This is a genomic window from Rhodanobacter sp. C03, from assembly GCF_002001175.1.
Classification (GTDB): Bacteria; Pseudomonadota; Gammaproteobacteria; order Xanthomonadales; family Rhodanobacteraceae; genus Rhodanobacter.
Genome location: NZ_MUNT01000010.1, coordinates 176,975 through 199,928 on the forward strand (window position 1 = coordinate 176,975; position 22,954 = coordinate 199,928).

Genomic DNA, 22,954 nt, shown 5'->3' on the forward strand with positions numbered 1-22,954 from the left:
TGGCAGATATGGAATCGAGCGGATTTGCGCACTGGCTGGTCGTCGTGGTGGAACTCTGCACGGCTTTCGCATTGTTGCTGCTGGCACTGGCGGTGATGGTGGTACTGGTGACCTGGGTGGTCGATCGCAACCAGACCGGCAACGCGGTGCTGCGCAACTTCCCGGTGATCGGCCACTTCCGCTACTGGTTCCTGCATCTGGGCGAATTCTTCCGCCAGTACCTGTATTCCAGCGATCGCGAGGAGATGCCGTTCAATCGTGCCGAGCGTACCTGGGTCTACCGCGCCGCGAAGAATGTGGACAACACCAACGCGTTCGGCTCCAGCCGTGACCTGCGTGGCGAAGGCGTACCGTTCTTCGTCAACGCGCCGTTTCCGGATCTTGGCGTGGATCACGTCAAGCCGGTGCCCGTGACGATCGGTCCGTATGCGCGCGAGCCGTACAGCCATGCGCCGTTCTTCAACATCTCGGCGATGAGTTTCGGTGCGCTGTCGGCACCGGCGGTGCGCGCGCTGTCGCGCGGCGCGGCCAAGGCCGGGATCTGGATGGACACCGGCGAAGGCGGCCTGGCGCCGTATCACCTTGAAGGCGGCTGCGACATCGTGTTCGAGATCGGCACCGCCAAGTACGGCGTGCGCACGCCCGACGGCAAGCTCGACGACGACAAGCTGCTGGCGATCTGTGCGCACAAGCAGGTGAAGATGGTCAGCATCAAGCTGGGGCAGGGCGCCAAGCCCGGCATGGGTGGTCTGTTGCCCGGCGCCAAGGTGACCGCCGAGATCGCCGCGATCCGCGGTATCCCGGTCGGCGAAGATTCGCAGAGTCCGAACCGCCATCTCGACATCGGCAACGTGCCCGAACTGATGAACGCGATCCGGCACATCCGCGAACTCACCGGCAAGCCGGTCGGTTTCAAGGCGGTGCTCGGTGGGGTGGAATGGATCGGCGAACTGTGCGACGAGATCCATCGGCGCGGCGTCGAGAGCGCGCCGGATTTCATCATCGTCGACGGCTCCGAGGGCGGTACCGGCGCCGCGCCGCAAACGCTGATGGAAGGTGTCGGCCTGCCGTTGCGCGAGGCGTTGCCGGCGCTACTCGACATGCTGATCGTCAAGGGTCTGCGCGAGCGCATCAAGGTGATCTGTTCGGGCAAATGCATCACCGCCTACGACGTGGCATGGGCGCTGTCGATCGGCGCGGACTTCGTCAACTCCGCGCGCGGCTTCATGCTGGCACTGGGGTGCATCCAGTCACTGCAGTGCAACCGCAACACCTGCCCCACCGGCATCACCACGCAGGATCCGAAGCTGCAGCGTGGCCTGGTGGTGATGGACAAGAGCGAGCGTGTCTACCACTACGCCACGAACGTGATGAAGGAGGTCGGCATCATCGCGCACAGCTGCGGCGTCAGCGAGCCGCGCCAGCTCAATCGCGGGCATTGCCGCGTGGTGGGCGATGATGGGTTGTCGATTCCGCTGGAGAAGTTGTTTCCGTATCCGCAGGTGGCCAAGGTGACGGTTACGGCCAAGTGATAGGTGCTCAAAGCCATGTGCCACTTTGTTAGTGCTGTATTGCCTGCTGAGGCAGCTCACGCTGAGCTTGATGCCATCGCCCACAAATACGGCAGGCAGTTCAAGCCGCAGTTGAACGCAAGCATCAAGGAGCAGATCAACCTCGCCGAACGCTATTTCATGACCACTACTGCGCAGTGTGACTGCGGCACCCCGTTGGGAGCTCATCTCCGCGGCAGATCCTTACGCCGCGGCGATAGTATGGATCAAAGGAAGCGCCTTCGACTTAAAGGTTGGAGTGAAGCAAAGATCGATAGATCACTGCAGCAGAAGCAGGAACATCTCAGCCTGCACGAACAGGCGAATGCCACCGCCAATTCGGAAGCAATGGAGTCTTGGGTGGCCTTTATCTGTGAAGTACTGAATTCTGGAAAGACTTCTAGCGTTGCACTGCTTTTGCACATGTATGACGGATCAGTTGAAGATCACATTCAGCTGATGGGTCGAGAGATTGTGCACACACGCGATGTCAGTGCCGAAATTCTCGGCAATATGAAAGAAGATGTTCTGTATGAGTTCCAAGCGTAACTCGTAGGCTTGCTCGCAAACCAGATGCTGCAAGTGGCAGGTGCTGAGCATGGCAACCCGACCTACGCCATCGTCACCCAGCCATCGGCCGTACGAATCTGCAACGGCCTGAAGCGCCGCTTGTAATCCATCTTCGGATGGCCGTCGATCCAGAAGCCGAGATACAGCCACGGCACGCCACGGCGGCGGGCGAGTTCGACCTGTTGCAGGATCGCGTAGGTGCCGAGGCTGCGTGAAGTTTCGCCGGGATCGTAGAACGTATAGACGGCTGAAATGCCGTTGTGGCAAATGTCGGTGACTGCCACCGCGAGCAGGCGTTCGCCCTGGCGCAGTTCCATGAACAACGTGGGACTCCACGGCGCGGTGAGGAAGCGGCGGAAGTCGCTGGCTTCGGCATCGTCCATGCCGCCGCCGGGGTGGCGGCTTTGCAGATAGCGTTCGTACAGGCCGTGCCGTTCGCGGTTGTAACCGGGGATCGATTCGCTGACGACGAGGTCGGCATTGCGTTTCAGGCAGCGGCGTTGCGTGCGGTCCGGCGCGAAGTTCGCCACGTCGATGCGGCATGGCGTACAGGCGCGGCACTGCGGGCAGTGTGGAAAATACAGATGGCCGCCGGCACGGCGGAAGCCGCGTTCCAGCGCCGGTCCGTACAGCTGGTCAAGCTGGGGCGCGGCCGGGTCGATCACCAGGTTCTGCGCCGTACGCTCGGCGTAGTAGCCGCACGCATGGGGCAGCGTCTGGAACAGGCGGACTTGGTCGGTGCGGCGCATGTCCCGATTCTATGCCTGCCGCACGGCCCGGCACCATCGGGTGCTGGAACGTCTTAGACGACGTGGACGTAGCGTAGTACCACCATCGCAAACGCGGCCAGCACGAGCAGCAGCACGATGCGGCGCACACGGGCCACGGTGTGCTCGCGCCGTGCAATGGGCGAGGGATTGCGCGCATCAGCCAGCTCCTCGCCATGGCGGATCACCGGCTCGATACCGAGCTCGCGCAGCAGCGCACGCGCCTTGGTGTAGTCGTCGGCGCTGGTGATCCACACCTGCGCCCAGCTGTCACGGTTGTCCTGCCGCTGCGAGTAGCTGAAGCGTTGCCAGGTCGGGCGGTTGTAGTTGGATCGATTGGCCACGGAGGCCTCGATGCCGTGTTCGGCCATCAGGGCGACCACACGATCGATGTTTTCTTGGCGGGGGGAGGTATAGATCTGGCGCATGTGCGCAGTTTACCCGGCTTGACAGGGCTTGATCCGCTGCACGCCGATTTGTTGGGCGATCAGGGTTGGCGAACGCGGATCAGCCCTTCCTGCGCGGTGGAAGCCACCAGCCGGCCGTCACGGCTGAAGATCTGCCCGCGTGCCAGCCCGCGGGCACCCTGCGCGGTGGGACTGTCGAACGAGTACAGCAGCCATTCGTCGACGCGGAACGGGCGATGGAACCACAGCGCATGATCAAGGCTGGCCATCTGCACGTTGTGGGTCATGTATGAGATGCCATGCGGCAGCGTGGCGGTGCCGATCAGATGGAAGTCCGACGCATAGGCAAGCAGGGCGCGATGCAGGATCGCCGAGTCGCTGATCGGCGAGGTCAGCTTGAACCAGATGTGCTGGATCGGCGGGCGCTTGGCCGGATGGCGCTCGTCGCGTGGCCACACCTGGCGGAATTCGAACGGGCCGTCGATGCCGAGCCAGCGTTGCAGCTTGACCGGCAACCGCGCCAGTTCGTCCGGCGGCAGCGGATGCAGCGGCTCGATGTCTTCCGGCGCCGGCACTTCGGGCATCGAGGTCTGGTGTTCTACACCGTGCTCGGGCACCTGGAACGAGACCGATCCATTCAGGATCGGCTGGCCGTGCTGGATCGCCAGCACCCGCCGGGACGAGAACGTGCCGCCATCGCGGGCGCGCTCCACGCTGTACACGATCGGCGCATCGATATCACCGGCACGCAGGAAGTAGGCATGCAGCGAATGCGCCTCGCGCAGCGGATCCACCGTTTCCTGGGCCGCCGCCAGCGCCTGTCCCAGCACCTGGCCGCCGAATACGAAGCGTGTGCCGATGTCGCGACTCTGGCCGCGGAACAGGTTGTCCTCCAGCCGCTCAAGCTGCAGCAGATCGACCAGTTCGGTGACGTGGTTTGGCGACATGGAGAAAGCTCGTGGCGTTGGCGAAGGCGCGATTATAGGGCGCCTCGAAAGACTTTCGGCTTTCTGTGGGAGCGGCTTCAGCCGCGATGCCCTGCATGATTCGTCGGATCGTAGTTATCGCGACTGAAGTCGCTACCACCGATCCGCTTCAGCCCGCTGCCGTCAAGCACCTCGGCCCATGGGAACAGCGGGCCGGGATCGAGCTTGCGATGGATTTCCTGCGCGGGGTCGTCGCTGGCCGGCATCATCGCGGTATCCAGATCCTCATGGCCGGCAACCTGCCGCAGGTTCGGGAAATCGTGGCGCAGCTGGGCCAGCAGGGCACGCAGCGCGCTGATCTGGGCGGCAGTGTATGGCTCGGTCATCTGCTGATGCCGTGAATCCCACCAGTGCGGGTAGCGCCCCAGGTTGACCAGCTCGATGCCGATCGAATTCGGGTTGTGCCCGCGTACGTGGTTCGCCACGCGGGTGCCGGGAACGTAGCGGTAAACCGCACCGTCGCGGTCGATGTAGTAGTGGCCGCTGTTGCCGCTGCCGTTGTCATACAAGGCTTTCTCGCCGTATTCGCGGGCGGTGGCAAGATCCGGCAGTTCGGTGCAGTGAATCACCACCATTTCGACGGCGTTGGCGGGGCGCTCGGGCAGGTGGGCGACGTAGGGCAGCGGCTGGTCATGGATGGTCATCGGCATCGGCCAAGTCTCGCATGCGGCAAGGCTCGGCGGAAACGCCGCCTGTTACCATGCCGCCTTGGCTTTTCGAAGTTTTCATTGGAGACCGCCATGCGCGGCCAGATCATTCTCTCGCACGGCTCGGATTCCGGCCCGGACGCCACCAAGGTCAGCGCGCTGGCTGCCCTGGCCGAATCGCTGGGCTGGCGCACGCAGCGTCCGGATTACCGTGCCGATGACGCGCGCGGTCATGCCGGTTCGGTGGCGCCACGGATTGCCCGCCTGCGCGCCACCATCGAGGCACTCGATGCACCACCACTGCTGGTTGGTTCCAGCATGGGCGCATTCGTGTCCGGGCTGGTCTCGCTGGATGTGCCGGTGGCGGGCGCGCTGCTGCTGGCCACGCCGAGCGGGATTCCCGGTTATGCGCGTGCGTTCGACCTGCGCCGCGACGTGCCGACGATGCTGATTCACGGCTGGCGCGACGACGTGTGTCCACTGGCGGGTGTGCACGCCTTCGCTGCCCAGCGTCGGCTGCCGCTGCTGGTGCTGGACGACGACCATCGGCTGAGCGCGAGCATGGAGATGATCGCTGCGCAGTTTCGGCACATGCTCGATCGACTGGTGGCCAGCTCATGAGCCACTACTTCGCGACCTGCCCGAAGGGGCTGGAGTACCTGCTGCGCGACGAACTGATCGCGATCGGCGCCGGCGACGTGCGCGAGGCACTGGCCGGCGCGCATTTCTCCGGGACATTGGAAACCGCGTACCGCGCCTGCCTGTGGTCGCGCCTGGCCAGCCGCATCCTGTTGCCGCTGGCCGAGTTCGACGCGGCCGATGACGATGCGCTGTATCGCGGCGTGCAGGAGATCGACTGGAGCCAGCATCTGGCCGCGCACGCCACTTTCGCGGTGGATGCCGGCACCGCGATGAGCAAGCTCACCCACAGCCAGTTCATCGGCCTGCGTACCAAGGATGCGGTAGTCGACCAGTTCCGCCAGCGTGACGGCAACCGGCCGGGTATCGATACCGACGAACCGGACATCCGCATCAACCTGCGCCTGCGCCGCGACCGTGCGACCGTGTCGCTTGACCTCGCCGGTTCGCCGCTGCACCGCCGCGGCTGGCGCGAAGTGCAGGGCGAAGCGCCGCTGAAGGAAAACCTCGCCGCCGCGATGCTGCTGCGTGCACGCTGGCCGGAGGTATATGCCGCCGGCGGCGCCTTGCTCGATCCGATGTGCGGGTCGGGCACGCTGCTGATCGAAGGCGCGCTGATGGCGGCCGACGTGGCGCCGGGCCTGCGCCGCGAATATTTCGGCTTTCTCGGCTGGCAGCAACACGACATCGTGCTGTGGCGCGGCCTGCTGGACGAAGCGAAGCAGCGCGCCGAAACCGGCCAGCGCGGCTTGCGCAGTGTGTTTTTCGGTAGCGACGCCGACCCGCGTATGGTGCAGACGGCCATCCGCAATGCGCAGGAAGCCGGTGTAGCTGGCTTCTTCACGCTGGACCGACAGGATATGACGCACGCCGCCCCGCCAACGGGCGTCGACTACGGCCTGGTCATCACCAATCCGCCGTACGGCGAGCGCTTGGGCGAACGCGCCGAGATGCCGAAGTTGTATCGCGCACTGGGCGACACGCTGCGTACGCGTTTCACCGGCTGGCGTGCTGCCGTGCTGGCCGGCGACGTGGAGCTCGGTCGCGCGATGCAGCTCCACGCGGACAAGCGTTATGCGTTGTACAACGGTGCGCTGGAAACCGTGCTGCTGACGTTCGACCTGAGCAAGCGGGACGAAGCGCCGCGCGAACCGAAGCCGCTGTCGGCCGGCGCGCAGATGCTGAAGAACCGGCTGGAGAAAAACCTCAAGCACCTGCGCAAGCGGCTGACCCGCGAAGGTATCCACTGCTGGCGTGCCTACGATCAGGATCTGCCCGAGTACGCTGCGGCGATCGACGTTTACGGCGACACGAACGGCGACGATCACCTGCATATCCAGGAATACCGCGCGCCAGCCGACGTACCCGCCGACATTGCCCGGCTGCGCCTGCGCGAGATCGCCCGCGTCGCTGGCGAAGTGCTCGGCGTGCCGCGTGAACGTATCGCGATCAAGACGCGCGAGCGTGGCAAGGGCGGCTCCAAGTACGGCCAGCTCGATCAGCGCAATGAGTTCATCGAGGTGGACGAGGACGGCCTGAAGTTCCTGGTCAACCTCACCGATTATCTCGATACCGGACTGTTCCTCGATCACCGGCTGGTGCGAGCGAAGGTGCGCGAGCTGGCGGATGGAAAGTGCTTCCTCAATCTGTTTGCCTACACCGCCACCGCCAGCGTGCATGCAGCGGCCGGCGGTGCGCTGGAAACCACCAGTGTGGATCTGTCGGCCACGTATCTGGAATGGGCGTCGCGCAATCTCGCGCTGAACGGCTTCAGCGGTTCCAGTCACCGCTTGATGCAGTTCGATGCACTCGACTTCCTGCAGCGCGACCGCGGGCATTACGGGTTGATCTTTGTCGATCCGCCGACGTTCTCCAACTCCAAGCGCGCCGACGACTTCGACGTGCAGCGCGATCACGTGAAGCTGCTCGACGCCTGCAGCGAACGGCTGACCCGCGATGGCGTGATCGTGTTCTCCAACAACTTCCGGCGCTTCAAACTCGATCGCGCGGAGCTTGAACCACGCTTCGAGATCGAGGACTGGACCGCACCCAGCATCCCGTTCGACTTCGCCCGCCGCGCCGACATCCACGGTTGCTGGCTGCTCCGGCGGCGCAAACCTGACGCCGGGATTAACCCGTGGGATAGCGCCCGCATCAAAAAGTGAACCCTTCAGTCCACATTAAGCGCGGCGAGCCGAGCATAGGCATCGTCATTAACGGAGAGGTGTCATGACCAAGCGTTTCATGAGTGCGAGCAAGCTGGCAGTCATCAGTCTGGCAGTCGCGGCAACGGTGGCTATGCCACTAAGCGCGTCGGCTCGTGGCTGGGGCGGTCATGGCTACGGTGGTTACCGTGGTGGTTACCACGGTTATTACCATGGTGGTGGGTACTGGAGCGGCGGTCGCTGGATTGCCGGTGCGCTGGTTACTGGCGCGGTGGTCGGTCTGGTGGCCAGTGCCCTGAGTCCGCCGCCGGTGTATTACGGAGCGCCGCCAGTCGTTTACGGCCAGCCAGGTGTGGTTTACGCCCAGCCGGGTGTGGTTTATCAGGACGGTCCGCCGGTGGCGAGTCGCACGGTGATCTACAACAATCCACCGCCGGCGCAGTACGTTCGCGATGACGGCTATTACAGCAACTGAGTCCGTCTGAACCAGCATGAACAGAGCCCGGCGCAAGCCGGGCTCATTCGTTTCAGGACCGCCATGCCGAAGGTCGATACGCTCGCGTGAGCTGCCATCAAACAGCCATCTCGGTATCACGGGATTTGAACGATGGGCACGGCATGCTGGCGGCCATGTTTCTGAAGCCTCCATGCCACTGGCCCCATTTTGCAGCGCTCACGCGGATGATCGCGTCGAGGCACCGCTAATGCCGATCGGCTCGCTGGGCGTACAGATGTCGGTGGCGGCACGCTTCCGGCAGGTGCGACAGCAGACGCTGGCGCTTTGCGTGGGCCTGAGCGCCGAGGATCTGCTGGTGCAGTCGATGCCGGACGCCAGTCCCGGCAAGTGGCATCTGGCGCACACCAGCTGGTTCTTCGAGCAGTTCGTACTCGGGCGTGATCGCGCCTATCGGCCGCGCGATCCGGCGTGGCACTACCTGTTCAACTCCTACTACCAGTCGGTCGGTCCGATGCATGCGCGACCGCAGCGTGGCGTTTTGTCACGTCCGTCGCTGGACGAGGTGCGTGGCTATCGGCACTACATCGACGATGCGGTGAGCGAGCTGTTGGCCGGCAATGACGATGCGGAACTGATCACCCTGGTCGAGCTGGGTCTGCAGCACGAGCAACAGCACCAGGAGCTGTTGCTGACCGACATCAAGCATGCGTTCTGGTGCAATCCGCTGCAGCCTGCCTATCGAGCCATCCCGGCTGTCGTGACAAAGATGAAGCCGGTACCACTGCGTTTTGTCGATGGTCGCGAAGGCATCGTCGAGATCGGTCATCGCGGCGAGAGTTTTGCGTTTGACAACGAGACGCCGCGTCACCGCACCTTGCTGCAGCCGCATGCACTGGCCAACCGGCTGGTGACGAACGCCGAATACCTGGCGTTCGTGCGCGAGGGCGGCTACCGCGAACCCGGTCTGTGGCTTTCCGAGGGCTGGGCCACGGTGCAGCGCGAAGACTGGCAGCATCCGCTGTACTGGCAGGCCGACCTAGCCAGCGAGTTCACCCTGGCCGGCGTGCGTGCGCTCGATCCGCATGAGCCGGTGTGCCACCTGAGCTATTACGAAGCCGAGGCATTCGCACGCTGGGCTGGTGCGCGGTTGCCGACCGAGGCCGAGTGGGAATCGGCGGCGCAGGGTATCGAGATCAGCGGCAATCTGCAGAACGAGCAGCGTTTCCAGCCGCGTGTGGCGGCCGGTAGTGAAAATCTTCTGCAGCTGTACGGCGATGTGTGGGAATGGACCGCTTCGCCCTACGTCAGCTATCCGGGCTTTCGCCCGCTGCCCGGTTCGCTGGGCGAATACAACGGCAAATTCATGTGCGGTCAATGGGTGTTGCGCGGTGGTTCCTGCGTCACCCCGCGCGATCACATCCGCGCCAGTTACCGCAATTTCTTTCCACCCCATGCCCGCTGGCAATTTGCCGGGCTGCGACTGGGACAGGACCGATGAGCAGTGTGCAACCCTGTGGCGTCAGCGACGACGATCGTCGCCCGCCGGTAAACGATTTGCTGGAAATCGCCCAGCGTGGACTCGCGCTCAAGCCGAAGCGGCTGCCGTCGTGGCTGTTCTACGACGAGCGCGGCTCCGCCCTGTTCGACGAAATCTGCGAGCAGCCGGAGTACTACCTCACCCGCTGCGAAATCGCGCTGATGGACGCACATGCACAAAGGATTGCCGACATCCTCGGCAGTGAGGTGCGGCTGGTTGAATACGGCAGCGGCAACGCACGCAAGACCCGCATGCTGCTGGAACATCTGCATTCACCGGTTGCCTATGTGCCGGTGGAAATTTCTTCCGAGCCGTTGCGGCAGAGTGTGGAGCGGCTGACGAAGGAGTTTCCGCGATTGCCGATGCAGCCACTGTGCGCCGACTTCAGTAAGCCGCTGCGCCTGCCGATTCCGCCGCGTGCGCCACGGCGCACGGTGGTGTATTTCCCCGGCTCCACTATCGGCAATTTCGAGAACCGTGAAGCGGCCGTGCTGCTGCGAAAGATGCGCAACGAAATGGGCGACGCCGGCGGTATCTTGATCGGGGTGGATCTGAAGAAGGATCCAGCCGTGATTGAAGCGGCCTACAACGACCGCGCCGGAGTCACCGCCGAGTTCACCCTCAACATGCTGGCCCGGTTGAATCGCGAGATCGGCAGCAACTTCGAGCTGTCGGCGTTCGCGCATCGGGCGCACTACAACCCGATGGCCGGGCGCATCGAGACGCATATCGTCAGTCGTCGCGAACAGCAGGTAAAAATCGGACGCGTGAATGTGGCGTTCCGCGAGGACGAAGCCATGCAGGTCGAATACAGCTGCAAGTATTCGCTGGCTGACTTCGCTGCTTTGGCCGCGCGGGCCGGATTGGCCGTGCAGCAGGTGTGGACCGATCCGGAGCAGATGTTCAGCCTGCAGTATCTGGTACGTGCCAGCGCGCTGACGCGCTGACACCGCGACTGCTGGTTGCCGGTTCTTCGCAGGGCGGGCACGCGCCCCGCCGGCTTTTGAGTCCGTGACGAAACAGCGGCGGACACTGTCCGCCCTACGAAGCTGCGCGATTCTTCAGGCCGTCTTATTTCACGCCGTACAGCGCACGCACGTCACTGGTCAGCGCCGCCTGGCTGTCAGCGCGCGCATAGAACATGTGGCCACCGGGATACTCCTTTACCTGTACGCGGGTCGGATCGCCCATCGCCGGGATCTGGTCGACGATCAGTACCGAGGCCATGAACGGGCAGGACAGGTCGTCCCAGCCGTGTGCGATCAGCACACGCAGACCGGGATCGTTGGCGACCGCTTCGCGCAGTTGCGACACCGAACCCTTGTTCGCGTCGTCGTCCTCATGCCACAGCTGGTTCACCTCGTAGCTCAACGCGTTGTAGCGGCCGTCGACTTTCCAGCCGACCGTCTGTGTGACGAAGTTGACCATCGCGCTGGTGGTCGGCGCGATGATGCCGTTGAGGATCGGGTCGCCGGTGCGCTGGTGCGGTGCGTACGGGAACGGATCCCACGCGGTGACGTTGGAGTCGTAACGGCTGCCCAGTTTGCCTTCGGCGCGGTACACCTCGCGCAGGTAGGCCTGGGTCTCCAGCCGGCCGCCGGAGCGTTTCACGAACAGCGGATCGAGCCCGGTCAGCGCGGTCACCTTGTTCACCACGCGATCGGTGGCCTGCGGATCGGAACGCCCCTTCATCAGATCGCTGGCATATTCGCCGCGGGTGTACTCGATGATCGAGGCCATCGACTCCGGGGACAGCTTGTGTTCGCGTTCCAGGTGCGCGGCAGCGATCGAGGGCAGCGTGAGCATCCACGGCAGCGGCGACACATCCTGGTCGTCCGACGCGGCCGGATCGAGATACGGCGACAGCAGAACCACGCCGTTCATCGCCACGCCGAGCTGGGTCTGCAGGTAGTCGGTGATGCGCGGGCCACGGAAGCCGCCGTAGCTCTCGCCGACCAGGTATTTGCGCGACGTCATGCGCCCGCTCTTGACCAGCCAGTCGTAGACGATGCGCGAGAGGTATTTGATGTCGTTGTCGGTGCTGTAGAACTGCTTGGTCGCTTCCTTGTCGTCCACCAGCGCGCGGCTGAAGCCAGTGCCAACGGGATCGATGAACACCAGATCGGTGAAGCCCAGCCAGGTGCCGGGATTGTCGTGCAGGGTCGCCGGGTCGGACGGGTTGTCGCCCTCGACGCCGAAGTTCACTTTCTTCGGCCCGATCGCACCGAGATTCAGATACACCGACGAGGCGCCCGGGCCGCCATTGAGCGCGAACGTCACCGGGCGGTCCTTGCCGGCCATGGTGTAGGCGGTGAACACCACCTGGCCGATGGTGGTGCCCTTCTCGTCGAATACCGGCAGCGCGCCCACGGTCACGGTGTACTTGAGGGTCTTGCCGTCCACCGTGGTGGACTGTGTTACATGCGCATCGGCTGGAAACGGCGGCAGATGGAAGCCGTTGCTACTGGCCGCATCCGGCGTCGCTGCTGGCTTGTGGGCGTCGACGGCCAGCGCCGATGTGTTGAATCCGGCAACGATCAGGGCCGCCAGTACGGCGGTTTGCAGGGACTTGCGCACGGATCCGTTCCTCATGGGGAAAGAATCCAGCCTAACCGTCCGCGCCGCGGTCGGAGTGTGCATAAAGGCATGGGTGGTGGTGCTTCAAGCCTGCACCAGCGCCGCTTCAATGAACTGCTGCAGTTGCGTCGCGTTGAGCGCGCTGGACTGCCGCGCGATTTCGCGTCCATGGCGGAACAGGATCAGGGTGGGAATGCTGCGGATGTTGAAGCGCTGAGCCAGCTGCTGCTCTGCCTCGGTGTCGAGCTTGGCCAGTCGCAGGCGTGGCTCGAACTGGCGTGCCGCCTGCACGAACACAGGTGCAAAGCCGACGCAGGGTCCGCACCAGGGCGCCCAGAAATCCACCAGCACGGGCAGATCGCCGCGGCCGGTGATCGCGTCGAAGTTCGTGGCGGTCAGTTCGACCGGATGGCCGTCGAACAATGCCAGTTTGCAGCGGCCGCACGTCGGTTGCTCGCCGATGCGTTCGGCAGGCACGCGATTGAGTGCGCTGCAATGCGGGCAGGGGATGTTCAGTGGCGTACTCATGGCAGACTCCGGGAATGGGTGGCGCGCAGCGCCATGGCCGTCAAGATGGCGCCGCGAGCAGGCAAATCCAAGCTGGCAACAGGTAACCGAAACCGTTGAGCATGCAGAAGCAAGTCCATGAATCCAATGTGCCCATGCCGCGCCGGTTGTTGCGCGGCGTAGTCGCACTCGGCATATGCTGGACCTTGCCGAACACCTTGCTCGGTGTGCTGGCAGCGCTCATCGGCTTCGCGTTCGGCGCGCGCATGCGCTGGCAGCGGGGCGAACTGGCGCTGGTGGTGCGTCGCTGGCCGTGGGGAGCGGGTGGTGCGCTGACCCTCGGCAACGTGATAGTGCATACCGGTGAGCGACTGGATACGCCGTGTCTTACTTATGCGCATCGCGCCGGCCGCGGCGCCGAGCCACCAGTGTCACTGGCCGATCACGAACGTGCGCATGTGTATCAATACCTGTTGCTCGGCCCCTTGTTCCTGCCGCTGTATCTGCTGTGTGGCGGCATCAGCGTGCGCAATCCGTTCGAGCGTGCGGCGGATCGTTACGCGCAAAGTGGACAGGGCTGGTGGCCATGGGGCGGACGCGGTTGAGCAAGCGCCGCAGATGCTGATCCAGCCATGCTGGGATCGGTCACAGTGAAACGCCGCGGCGTTTCAGGTGGCAGTTTCGCGGGAATCCGTCAGTTGCCGTTGTTGCTCTTGTCGGCAGGTGCCGGCCGCGCCTGTGGCTTGGTCCGCTGGCCCTGATTCGGCGGCGGCCGGTTGCCCTGGCTTGGTGACGGACGATTGCCCTGATTCGGCGGTGGCCGATTGCTCTGACTTGGCGAAGGGCGATTGCCCTGATTCGGCGGTGGCCGGTTGCCCTGACCTGGCGAGGGGCGATTGCCCGGGTTCGGCGGTGGCCGGTTGCCCTGACCAGGCGAAGGGCGATTGCCCTGATTCGGTGGCGGCCGATTGCCTTGACCTGGCGAGGGACGATTACCCTGCCCAGGCGATGGCCGGTGGCCATTGCCGGGATTGCCGATACCGGGGCGCGGTGGCCTGTTTCCGTTGCCCGGCTGCGGGCGTGGCGGTGGTCGATGGGGCGGCCGCGGCGGTGGGCGGCTGATGATTGGCCGGCGATACCAGACATTGCGCTGACGATAAAACGGGCGGTTGCTGTAATAGTTGCTCCAGTAGGTGCCGATCACGAAGCTGACGATCGGGATACCGATGTTCGCGCCGTATTCCTGCACCAGCACGGGCTGGTTCTGGTACTGGTACTGGATGAAGGTGCCGGCGACCCAGCCGCGCGTACCCATGGTGATCACATCGCACCATTCCCAACCGGTGGTGCAACCCTGGATGTTGACCGGAGTGCCGACCGGAACGGTAAGAATGAGTGGATATTCCGAGTCGGGTCCGGCGCGCAGATTGACATTGCCGGTGACAAAGCCGTCGGCGGCCTGAGCCAGGGCGGGTATAGCCAAGGCGAGAGAAGAAAGAACCAACCATGCAAGACGTTTCATTGATGACACCTCCTGAGTTGTCGTCCGATAACCATCTTCCCCAAGACCCTCATGTCTGGCGATGTATGCCGGGCCACTTTGAGCCGGTTGCAGTTGTCGTGCAAGCGGCGTGGCCGGCTCGAGTTTCCTTGCGCGGATGAGCGTTGATGCGTTGCCTATCAGGTATGGGCCGGCGCTCAGACGTGCTCGCGGTAGGCGCGCCGCAGCAACTCATGGAAGTGATGCACCGCGTTTTCGCGCAGCGGATTGAGCCGACCCGCCTCGTACGAACCGGAGGCGAGGCCACGCTGCACGTCCTGGCAGATCGTCACGTCCTCGTCCTGTACTTCGTCGCTGAACGCGATGTCCCTGGCGCGGCGTGCCAGCGCCTCGGGTGTGGTCGCCGGCGCGTAATAGAAATCGAATTCGACCAGGCAGCGATCGACGCCCAGCGGCAGCACGCGGTTGGTCTGCAGGCGGCCGGGCAGGATGTTGAGCATCGCGTTCGGATACAGGAAGTAGTACAGCGCCTCGCCGCTGCCGTATAGATCGTCGCCGCTGTCCAGTGGACTGAACTGGAACGAATACCACTCGGCCGTCTCGGTGATGTAGCTGCGGTAGTCGAGCACGCTGTTGAGGCCCGGATGGATGTGCGGCACGTGGTAACCCTCCAGGTAGTTGTCCACGTACACCTTCCAGTTGCATGCCACTTCCCAGCTGGCGCGGTGATGGAATTCAAAACCGGCCAGCGAGCGATCGGGTCCCAGTCGTGCGTCGATGCCCGCAACGAATTCGTCGAATGGCGGGGCTTCGCCGGTGGCGACGAACACCAGTCCCTGCCATACCTGCACAGGTACTTCCGGCAGGCGGATCGTGGCCGGATCGAAGTCCGGCGTGCGACCCATTTCCGGTGCGCCGCGCAGCACGCCATCCAGTCCATAGGTCCAGCCGTGGTAGCGGCAGCGCAGCGCGGTCGCGCCGCGGCCATCGCAACTGGCGATCGGCCCGGCGCGATGCCGGCAGACGTTGTGGAACGCGCGAATCGTGGACTCGTCGCTGCGCACGATCAGCAGGGGCAGCCCGGCAATCGCGGTCACCACATGATCGCCCACGCCACTCAACTGCGATTGATGGCATACCAGCTGCCAGCTCCGCGCGAACACCACCGTGGCATCCAGGGCCGGCATGCGTGAGTCGGTGTAGTAGCGCGCCGGTAGCGCCAGCGCGTGGGTCAACGGTTGCGCGGCGAGCACGTCGGGAGCGAACAGGTCAGTCATGGGCTACGCGCCGGTCAGATGCGATGCCGGAGTATTGACCGTCGCGAGCGCCACGGGAAGGGTGCGATGGTGCCCCCTAGTGCACGCTGACCAGCTCGATATCGAAGATCAGCGTGGCGTTCGGCGGTACCACGTTGCCGACGCTGCGGCCGCCATAGCCAAGTTTCGGCGGAATCAGCAAGGTGCGCTTACCGCCCGCGCGCATGCCCTTGATACCCCGATCCCAGCCGGGAATGACCTTGCCGTCGCCGAGGGTGAAGCTGATCGTCTGGCCGTGATCGTACGAGCTGTCGACTTTCGCGCCGTGGTGGTCCTTCGCGTTCTCGTCGTACAGCCAGCCGGTGTAGTTGAGTTCGACCTCGCTGCCATTGCGGGCGACCGCGCCGGTACCGACCTGCTGGTCGATCACGCTCAGTTGGGTGGGCTCGGCGGCGGAGGCAGCGTGCGACAGCATGAGCACGGTGGCGAACAGCAGGGTGACGAACGGCAACAGGGATCGGCGCACCGGAAGATCCTGGTTCAAGTGAGTCATCAGTCTAACTAAAGCAGCGGGGCCGGATGATGGAAAATCATCCGACCCCGCTGACGTCTGCGCGATCAGTTCTCAATGACCGCCGTTATCACCATGATCGTCCTTGTGCTCGACGGGTTTGGCCTCGGGACGCGCATGCGCTTGCGGTTGACCGCGACCCTGGGTGGCCTGCTCCGGACGGGGCCCGGGATTTGGTCCACGCTGCGGCTGACCACCGGCCTGCTGCGGGCGCTGATATTGCGGCTCGGGGCGTGCATGTGCTGCAGGCTGCGTTTCTGCAGGAGCTGCCGGACGATTACCACCCGGACGCATGTCACGCTCCGGTGACCTGCCACCCTGATCGGTATGCGCGGGATACCCTGGACTCACCGGCCCCAGATGCCCTAGCCGCTGGTCAGGACGATTTCCATTGGATCCATGCCACTGTCCCGGGCCACCACCCTGATACGGGCGGTTCATCGGCCGCGGCGGTGCACGGTGTGGCATGGGGCGGCTGTACCAGGTGGCACGATCGCGATAGAACGGCCGTCCACGGTAGTAGTTGTCCCAGTAGCTGCCGATCACGAAGCTCACGATCGGAATGCCGATCTGCGCACCGTACTCAGGCAGCAGCACCGGCTGGTCCTGGTATTCGTACTGGATGAAATTACCGGCGATCCAGCCGCGACTGCCGTCGTTGGCGTTGATTACATCGCACCACTCCCAGCCATCGGTACAGCCCTGTACGTCGACTTCGGTGCCGGCGGGGAGCTGGTCTACCAGCGGATAACTCGGGTCGGGGCCGGCACGCAGATTGACGTTGCCTGTGACATAGCCATCCGCTGCCTGTGCGAGCGCGGGGAAGGCCAGTGAAAGTGACGCCAATGACAGTGATGCAAGAGCAAGACGTGTCAGCCGATTCATGCGTGCGATCTCCCGCGGGTGGATGTCGCCTGCAGTATATGCGCGTGTCGGCATACCGGTGTCGAGGGCTGATCGGAGGCGGGTTATATCCGGTACATCGCCGGTATATCGACGGTACAGCTCAGCCTGTTGTCCGTGCCACGAAGCGCAGTGCCACCGAGTTCATGCAGTAACGCAGGCCGGTCGGTCGCGGCCCATCGTCGAAGACATGGCCGAGATGGCTGTCGCAGCCGGCGCAGCTGATCGCGGTGCGGTCCATGCCGAAGCTGTTGTCGCCACGCTGGATAACATTGCGCGCCGCGATCGGCTGCCAGAAGCTGGGCCAGCCGGTGCCGGAGTCGAATTCGGTCGCCGCGTCGTACAGTGCGGTGGCACAGGCGGCACAGCGGAACAGGCCCGCGGTGGCGGGTTTCTCATGCTCGCCGCTGAATGCCATCTCGGTACCGTCGTGGCGCATGATTTCGTACGCCGCCGGCGACAGCCGCTGCCGCCATTGCGCATCGGCCAGTACCAGCTTGGGTACCTGGCGCGGACCAAGGTCGCGACCATCGTCGCCGAAGATTTCCAGCAGCACGCTGTCGGGCTTGCCGATCGGAGTGTTGGCGGCGGCGAACAGGCGCGGGATGACCAGGCCGCCACCGGCTACCAGTAGCGCGCCGCCGGTGAATGCCGCGCGCAGGAAGCGGCGGCGATCCATCGCGAGGGTTTCATCGATGCGTGACATGGCAACCTCCGTGGGTGAGTTTCTGTGGGAGCGACTTCGGTCGCGATTGCTTTTCAAATCGCGCAAGGGCATCGCGACTGAAGTCGCTCCTACGAGAGCAAAAGCGATCAGCCGAACGTGAAGGCATACGCCTGCACACCCGGATCGAGGAAGGTGATCTGGAACAGCCGCTCGCCGCTGCCGTTGGCCTGACGCACCAGCTGGTACAGGCGCTGTGCGGTGATCGTGCCGTTACCGTCGGCGTCGGTATCCATGCCGTGGTCGGCACCAGGCGCGTTGCCGTCGATGGTGACGCGGAAGCGGATCGGCTTGCCGTCGCTGGCGGGGCCGAGCACCAGGTGCAGGTCACGGCCACGGAAGCGGTAGACGATGGCACCACCGGCCTGGTCGAGCTGGGCGCTTTCGCCGTGCACATTCCAGTGACCGTCGAGCGACCATTGATCCGCGGCGAGTGCGTCAGGCGCGTGGTATTCCGCAGCGTCGTCATGCGCCGCCTTGCCGCCAACGAAGTTCTGCGCACGGGCGTAGCCGACGTAGGTTTCCGGCGAGCGGGTGGGGTCGTTCGACGCGGCGGCTTCGACGCCGTGATGGTCATCGCTGACGTAGCCGCCGGGCAGATCCTTCTGGCCCGCCGAGGTGAGCAGCTGGCGGATCACGTCCTCGCTTTCCTGGTAGCCGCCTTCGCCGAAATGGTGATGGCGGATCTGCCCCTGCGCGTCGATGAAGTAATGCGCCGGCCAGTATTCGTTGTTGAAGCCTTTCCAGATTGCATAGTCGTTGTCGAGCGCGACCGGGTAATCGACGCCGAGATCCTTGACCGCCTTGGCCACGTTGGCCGGATCCTTCTCAAACGCGAACTCCGGCGCATGCACGCCGATCACCACCAGGCCGTGATCCTTGTACTTGTCGGCCCAGCCGCGCACATACGGCAGCGAGCGGATGCAGTTGATGCAGGAGTAGGTCCAGAAGTCGACCAGCACCACCTTGCCACGCAGCGATTCAGTGGCCAGTGGCGGACTGTTGAGCCATTGCGTGGCGCCGGCCAGCGACGGCATCTGGCCTTCCACCGGCAGTGGGTCGCCGGCTTTCAACACGGGTTCGGGCGCGGGTGCCGGGCGCACCGCATTGATCAGCTTCTGTTCGATGCCACCGGTGCTGGCCAGCGAGACGCGGGTGAGCAGGCCGGTATCCAGCCCCAGCGCGATCGCGGCGACGCCGCACAGCACCAGCACGCCGAGTGCGCGACGCACCCACTCACCAGCGCCGAGCGAGCGTTTCATCAAGCCGAAAACCTTGCCGCCGATCAGCAGCGCCAGGCCGAGCGATGTCGCCGCGCCGGCGGCATAGGTGAGCAGCAGCAAGGTGGTCTGCACACTGGCGCCATTCAGCGCCGCACCGGTCAGCAGCAGGCCGAGGATCGGCCCCGCGCAGGGTGCCCATAGCAGGCCGGTGGCTACACCAAGGCCGGCCGCGCCCCAAATCGAATCGCTACCGCCGGCTGAGCGCTGCGACAGCCGGTTGCCCAGCGCCACGAACGGGCGGCTGATCCACTCGGCCAGATGGGTCGACAGCAGGGTCAGGCCGAGGAAGGCCAGTACCACCATTGCCACGTAGCGGCCGAACTGGTTGGCGTGGACTGCCCAGCCACCGCCCAGGGCGGCCAGGGTGGCCACCGCGGAAAACGTGATCGCCATGCCCAGCAGCATCGGCAGGCCGTTGCGCATGAAGGGCTTGTCGGAACGGGCGAACACGAACGGCAGCACCGGCAGGATGCAAGGGCTGAGGATGGTCAGTACGCCGCCGAGGTAGGCGAGGATCAACACGAGCATGGAGCGTCATCCGTGGGAGGTTGTCTGGTTATTCGCCGGCAGTCTGGCAGCGGTTACCTGCAGGTACGAAGTAACGCTGGCCGTAGATGCAGCGAAGACCTGATAGACGTTCCGTCGTGGACCGAGCATGTCGCAAACCTTGACCGCCACCGGCTTCATGGGTCTAGATAGTGGACTTTCCCGTGGGATGAGTCTCGTCCGGACCGTGCCAGTCGAATCCGCCGCCGCCAGCACCAGCGAAACGCCCGACCAGCGTCGGGCGGCGTGGATGGCTGCCGCGCAGGCCGGCGACCGACGCGCCTACGAGAAACTGCTGGCCGATTCGGTGGCGCTGATCAAGGCGGCGGCGCGACGCCAGGGTGTGGCGCAGGACCATCTGGATGACGTGGTGCAGGAGACTTTGATCACCGTACATCGCGTGCGGCACACCTACGATCCAAGCCGTTCGTACGATGCGTGGCTCACCGCGATCGCCAACCGCCGCGCGATCGACGCGCTGCGCAGCCGCGGTCGGCGCGACAGCCGCGAGCTGCACGACGAATTCGCACTCGACAGTCATCCCGATACTGACGATGCCAGTGCCGCCACCGAAAGCGGGCAGCGTGCGCAGCGCCTGCGCGAGGCGATCGCCGAATTGCCGCCGGGTCAGCGCGAGGCGGTGGAGCAACTGGGCCTGCGCGAGCGCTCGCTGAGCGAGGCGGCCGAAATCACTGGGCGCAACACGGGTGCGCTGAAAGTGAACCTGCATCGCGCGCTGAAGGCGCTGCGTGAACGTTTCCATGGAGAACCCTGAGGCCATGTCCGACCCGCGACCCCATGAGGCACTGATCGACCGCCTTGGTACCGACCTGGTGCCGGTGCGGCGTCTGCTGCCGCCATGGCTGCGCACCGCCGGTTGGATGCTGGCGGTGGCAGCCATCGCCGCCGTGCTTCTGATGCATTACGGTGCGGATCCGATGCTGCGGCGCTGGGCCGTTACGCCGGATCTCGGCTGGGCCGGCATGGGGGCGGTGATCACCGCGATCACCGCCGCGTGGGCTGCGTTTGCCTTGGGTGTGCCGGGACGGCGCGCAGCCTGGGCCTGGCTGCCGTTGCCGGGTGCCTTGCTGTGGATCGGCGCCAGCGGAATGGGCTGCCTGCGCACGTGGATTGCTCCGGGTACGCATATCGCCAACATGCATCAGTCCGCCGATTGCCTGGTCTTCATCATCAGCTTCTCGATCCCGCTGTCCGCGCTGCTGATCGTGCTGTTGCGTCGCGCCTTCCCGCTGCGGCCGGTGCTCACCGCGGTGCTGATCGGCCTCGCCAGCGCGGCAGCCTCGGCCAGCCTGCTGGAGATCTGCCATGCCTACGATGCCGCTGCGACCGATCTGCTGACGCACGCACTGGCGGTGGCCGTGGTGGTGGCGGTCAACGCCGCGATGGGTGGCCGGCTGCTGTCAAAAGCCTGATCGCAGGCTTTTTTGTAGGAGCGGCTTCAGCCGCGATGCTTCTCGGGATCGACCAAGATCAGATCAAGAGCATCGCGGCTGAAGACGCTCCTACAGGGATTTCGTCAATCGCGGAAGTTGTCGAACTGCAGCGGCAACTCGACATCCGCCTTGCGCAGCACCGCCATCGCATCCTGCAGGTCGTCGCGCTTCTTGCCGGTGACGCGCAGCTTGTCGCCGTTGATCTGCGCCTCGACCTTGAGCTTGGCGGCCTTCAGCGCAGCCACCAGCTTCTTCGCGACCGGCTGTTCGATGCCCTGCTTGACGGTGATCTTCTGCCGCGAGCCACCCAGGTTGGTTTCCGGGTCGCCGACGTCGAGCGCGCGGACGTCGATCTTCCGTGCGATCAGCCGGGCGCGCAGGATGTCCAGCATCTGCTGCAGCTGGAACTCGCTGGGGGCGCTCTGCGTGATGACGAACTCGTCCAGTGCGTACGACGCGTCCTGACCCTTGAAATCGAAACGGGTGGACAGCTCGCGGTTGGCCTGGTCGACCGCATTGGTCAACTCGTGCTTGTCGACTTCGGAAATCACGTCAAAGGAGGGCATGGCGGCGGCTCGCTGGAAACAGAGTCAAAGTGTAAGCGATGCGGCTGGGCGATAATGCGCGAATTCCCTCTTCGTCATTCCGGCTTGCGCCGGAATGACGAGCAAAAGCAAAGCGGCGTAACCATGGTGAGTTCTTGAAAACAGACGTGCTGATCGTTGGTGCCGGCGCCGCCGGGCTGATGTGCGCGATCGCCGCCGGCCAGCGCTGCCGCCGCGTGCTGGTGGTCGATCACGCCAACAAGGTCGGCAAGAAGATCCTGATGTCCGGCGGCGGCCGCTGCAATTTCACCAATACCGGCGCGACCCCGGCGAACTACCTGTCGGCCAATCCGCATTTCGCCAAGTCCGCGCTGGCGCGTTACACCCCGCGGGACTTCATCGCGTTGGTCGAGAAACACCGCATCGCGTACCACGAGAAAGAACTGGGCCAGCTGTTCTGCGACGACTCGTCCAAGCAGATCGTGCGCATGCTGCTGGACGAATGCGCCGTCGCCGGCGTCACGGTGGAGGCGAACTGCGGCGTGCAGCGCGTGCGCAAGACGCCGGAAGGTTTCAGCGTGCTCACCGCACGCGGCGAGGTGCATGCCGAATCGCTGGTGTTGGCCAGCGGTGGCCTGTCGATTCCCAGCATGGGTGCCAGCGGCTTTGGTTACGAACTGGCCCGCCAGTTCGGTCATACCGTGCTGCCCAAGCGCGCCGGGCTGGTGCCGCTGACCTTGAGCGGCAAGCATCAGGAGCATTATCAGGACCTGGCCGGCGTGGCGTTGCCCGCGGTGGAAACGCGCGTGGGCAAGCAACGCTTCCGCGCCGGCCTGCTGTTTACCCATCGTGGTATCAGCGGTCCCTCTATCCTGCAGATCTCCTCGTACTGGAAACCCGGCGACGACCTGCGCATCGACCTGCTGCCGGATCAAAATGTTGGCGTATGGCTGATTGAACAGCGCACGGCCCGGCCACTGGCGGAGCTGAAAACCGTGCTCGGCGAGGTGCTGCCGAAACGGCTGGCGCAGCGGCTGTGCGAGCAATGGTTCGAAAGCCGGCCGATGCGCCAGTACCGCGAGGCTGAGCTGGAGCAGATCGGCGCGCAGCTCAACGCCTGGCCGATCACCGCCAGCGGCACCGAAGGCTATCGCACCGCCGAGGTGACGCTTGGCGGCGTCGATACCGATGGACTGTCCTCCAGCACGATGCAGTCGAAGCTGGTGCCGGGGCTGTATTTCATCGGCGAAGTAGTCGACGTCACCGGCTGGCTCGGTGGCTACAACTTCCAGTGGGCGTGGGCATCGGGGCAGGCGGCGGGCGAGGTGGTTTAGCTTGCGGCTTCGCACGTCATGAACACGG

At 64.5% G+C, this 22,954-nt stretch carries 24 protein-coding genes; 11 read left to right on the forward strand and 13 right to left on the reverse strand.

The features are described 5' to 3' along the window. The first annotated feature begins 8 nt into the window (after window positions 1-8). Both B0E48_RS14450 and B0E48_RS14455 read left to right on the forward strand, forming a co-directional pair. The gene (locus B0E48_RS14450) at window positions 9-1,532 is read left to right on the forward strand and encodes an FMN-binding glutamate synthase family protein (RefSeq protein ID WP_077518845.1); all 1,524 of its coding nucleotides are present in this window, start codon (window positions 9-11) and stop codon (window positions 1,530-1,532) included. 3 nt (window positions 1,533-1,535) lie between these two features. After that, window positions 1,536-2,099, forward strand: a complete 564-nt coding sequence (locus B0E48_RS14455; RefSeq protein WP_217318065.1) for a hypothetical protein — start codon at window positions 1,536-1,538, stop codon at window positions 2,097-2,099. Between the two features lie 62 nt (window positions 2,100-2,161). On the opposite strand, the gene B0E48_RS14460 is transcribed toward B0E48_RS14455, so the two are convergent. The 4 genes from B0E48_RS14460 to B0E48_RS14475 all read right to left on the reverse strand — a co-directional run bounded on the left by B0E48_RS14460 (window position 2,162) and on the right by B0E48_RS14475 (window position 4,930). After that, window positions 2,162-2,869: an arginyltransferase gene (locus B0E48_RS14460; protein ID WP_077518847.1), complete on the reverse strand. Its 708-nt coding sequence runs from the start codon at window positions 2,867-2,869 to the stop codon at window positions 2,162-2,164. A 53-nt stretch (window positions 2,870-2,922) separates the two neighbouring features. Further along, a complete protein-coding gene (locus tag B0E48_RS14465) occupies window positions 2,923-3,315 on the reverse strand; it encodes a hypothetical protein (RefSeq protein ID WP_077518848.1) in 393 nt (130 codons plus the stop codon). A 59-nt stretch (window positions 3,316-3,374) separates the two neighbouring features. After that, window positions 3,375-4,241, reverse strand: coding sequence for an acyl-CoA thioesterase II (locus tag B0E48_RS14470; RefSeq protein WP_077518849.1), 867 nt, complete (start codon window positions 4,239-4,241; stop codon window positions 3,375-3,377). A 77-nt stretch (window positions 4,242-4,318) separates the two neighbouring features. Then, on the reverse strand, window positions 4,319-4,930 hold the full coding sequence (locus B0E48_RS14475) for an N-acetylmuramoyl-L-alanine amidase (RefSeq protein WP_077518850.1): 612 nt from the start codon (window positions 4,928-4,930) through the stop codon (window positions 4,319-4,321). 90 nt (window positions 4,931-5,020) lie between these two features. Here B0E48_RS14475 and B0E48_RS14480 point away from each other — a divergent pair, with 90 nt between their 5' ends. From B0E48_RS14480 to egtD, 5 genes are all read left to right on the forward strand, one after another. Then, window positions 5,021-5,548: an alpha/beta hydrolase gene (locus tag B0E48_RS14480; RefSeq protein ID WP_077518905.1), complete on the forward strand. Its 528-nt coding sequence runs from the start codon at window positions 5,021-5,023 to the stop codon at window positions 5,546-5,548. Beyond that, on the forward strand, window positions 5,545-7,731 hold the full coding sequence (gene rlmKL / locus B0E48_RS14485; protein ID WP_077518851.1) for a bifunctional 23S rRNA (guanine(2069)-N(7))-methyltransferase RlmK/23S rRNA (guanine(2445)-N(2))-methyltransferase RlmL: 2,187 nt from the start codon (window positions 5,545-5,547) through the stop codon (window positions 7,729-7,731). Before B0E48_RS14480 ends, rlmKL begins: the two co-directional genes overlap by 4 nt. Before the next feature lie 64 nt (window positions 7,732-7,795). Continuing rightward, window positions 7,796-8,206, forward strand: coding sequence for a hypothetical protein (locus B0E48_RS14490; RefSeq protein ID WP_077518852.1), 411 nt, complete (start codon window positions 7,796-7,798; stop codon window positions 8,204-8,206). 256 nt (window positions 8,207-8,462) lie between these two features. Further along, entirely contained in the window at window positions 8,463-9,686 is a 1,224-nt protein-coding gene (gene egtB / locus B0E48_RS14495; protein WP_254423982.1) for an ergothioneine biosynthesis protein EgtB, read from the forward strand. Then, complete coding sequence (gene egtD / locus B0E48_RS14500) at window positions 9,683-10,672, forward strand: L-histidine N(alpha)-methyltransferase (protein ID WP_077518854.1); 990 nt, start codon at window positions 9,683-9,685, stop codon at window positions 10,670-10,672. The genes egtB and egtD overlap by 4 nt, the downstream gene beginning before the upstream one ends. A 124-nt stretch (window positions 10,673-10,796) precedes the next feature. On the opposite strand, the gene B0E48_RS14505 is transcribed toward egtD, so the two are convergent. Further along, a complete protein-coding gene (locus tag B0E48_RS14505) occupies window positions 10,797-12,302 on the reverse strand; it encodes a peptidase S10 (protein ID WP_077518855.1) in 1,506 nt (501 codons plus the stop codon). 84 nt (window positions 12,303-12,386) lie between these two features. After that, on the reverse strand, window positions 12,387-12,830 hold the full coding sequence (gene trxC / locus B0E48_RS14510; RefSeq protein ID WP_077518856.1) for a thioredoxin TrxC: 444 nt from the start codon (window positions 12,828-12,830) through the stop codon (window positions 12,387-12,389). A gap of 101 nt (window positions 12,831-12,931) precedes the next feature. Between trxC and B0E48_RS14515 the strand changes: the two genes are divergently transcribed. Beyond that, the gene (locus tag B0E48_RS14515) at window positions 12,932-13,414 is read left to right on the forward strand and encodes a hypothetical protein (RefSeq protein WP_077518857.1); all 483 of its coding nucleotides are present in this window, start codon (window positions 12,932-12,934) and stop codon (window positions 13,412-13,414) included. An 89-nt stretch (window positions 13,415-13,503) separates the two neighbouring features. On the opposite strand, the gene B0E48_RS14520 is transcribed toward B0E48_RS14515, so the two are convergent. The 6 genes from B0E48_RS14520 to B0E48_RS14545 all read right to left on the reverse strand — a co-directional run bounded on the left by B0E48_RS14520 (window position 13,504) and on the right by B0E48_RS14545 (window position 19,575). Beyond that, window positions 13,504-14,331, reverse strand: a complete 828-nt coding sequence (locus B0E48_RS14520; RefSeq protein ID WP_077518858.1) for an SH3 domain-containing protein — start codon at window positions 14,329-14,331, stop codon at window positions 13,504-13,506. Window positions 14,332-14,507: 176 nt separating this feature from the next. Further along, on the reverse strand, window positions 14,508-15,587 hold the full coding sequence (locus tag B0E48_RS14525) for an SRPBCC family protein (protein ID WP_077518859.1): 1,080 nt from the start codon (window positions 15,585-15,587) through the stop codon (window positions 14,508-14,510). Window positions 15,588-15,663: 76 nt separating this feature from the next. Beyond that, complete coding sequence (locus tag B0E48_RS14530; RefSeq protein WP_343124611.1) at window positions 15,664-16,092, reverse strand: FKBP-type peptidyl-prolyl cis-trans isomerase; 429 nt, start codon at window positions 16,090-16,092, stop codon at window positions 15,664-15,666. Between the two features lie 99 nt (window positions 16,093-16,191). Beyond that, entirely contained in the window at window positions 16,192-17,022 is an 831-nt protein-coding gene (locus B0E48_RS14535) for an SH3 domain-containing protein (protein WP_168170370.1), read from the reverse strand. Between the two features lie 121 nt (window positions 17,023-17,143). Then, the gene (msrB, locus tag B0E48_RS14540) at window positions 17,144-17,746 is read right to left on the reverse strand and encodes a peptide-methionine (R)-S-oxide reductase MsrB (protein ID WP_077518861.1); all 603 of its coding nucleotides are present in this window, start codon (window positions 17,744-17,746) and stop codon (window positions 17,144-17,146) included. Window positions 17,747-17,853: 107 nt separating this feature from the next. Next, a complete protein-coding gene (locus tag B0E48_RS14545; protein WP_077518862.1) occupies window positions 17,854-19,575 on the reverse strand; it encodes a cytochrome c biogenesis protein DipZ in 1,722 nt (573 codons plus the stop codon). A gap of 187 nt (window positions 19,576-19,762) precedes the next feature. Between B0E48_RS14545 and B0E48_RS14550 the strand changes: the two genes are divergently transcribed. Then, window positions 19,763-20,368: a sigma-70 family RNA polymerase sigma factor gene (locus B0E48_RS14550; RefSeq protein WP_168170371.1), complete on the forward strand. Its 606-nt coding sequence runs from the start codon at window positions 19,763-19,765 to the stop codon at window positions 20,366-20,368. A 4-nt stretch (window positions 20,369-20,372) separates the two neighbouring features. Continuing rightward, window positions 20,373-21,026: an NrsF family protein gene (locus tag B0E48_RS14555; protein ID WP_077518864.1), complete on the forward strand. Its 654-nt coding sequence runs from the start codon at window positions 20,373-20,375 to the stop codon at window positions 21,024-21,026. Between the two features lie 104 nt (window positions 21,027-21,130). Here the strand turns inward: B0E48_RS14555 and B0E48_RS14560 are convergent, their stop codons facing one another. After that, on the reverse strand, window positions 21,131-21,613 hold the full coding sequence (locus B0E48_RS14560) for a YajQ family cyclic di-GMP-binding protein (RefSeq protein ID WP_077518865.1): 483 nt from the start codon (window positions 21,611-21,613) through the stop codon (window positions 21,131-21,133). A gap of 134 nt (window positions 21,614-21,747) precedes the next feature. On the opposite strand from B0E48_RS14560, the gene B0E48_RS14565 reads away from it, so the two are divergent. Next, window positions 21,748-22,926 (forward strand): NAD(P)/FAD-dependent oxidoreductase, encoded by a 1,179-nt coding sequence (locus B0E48_RS14565; RefSeq protein WP_077518866.1) that lies wholly within the window; start codon window positions 21,748-21,750, stop codon window positions 22,924-22,926. Window positions 22,927-22,954: the final 28 nt, after the last annotated feature.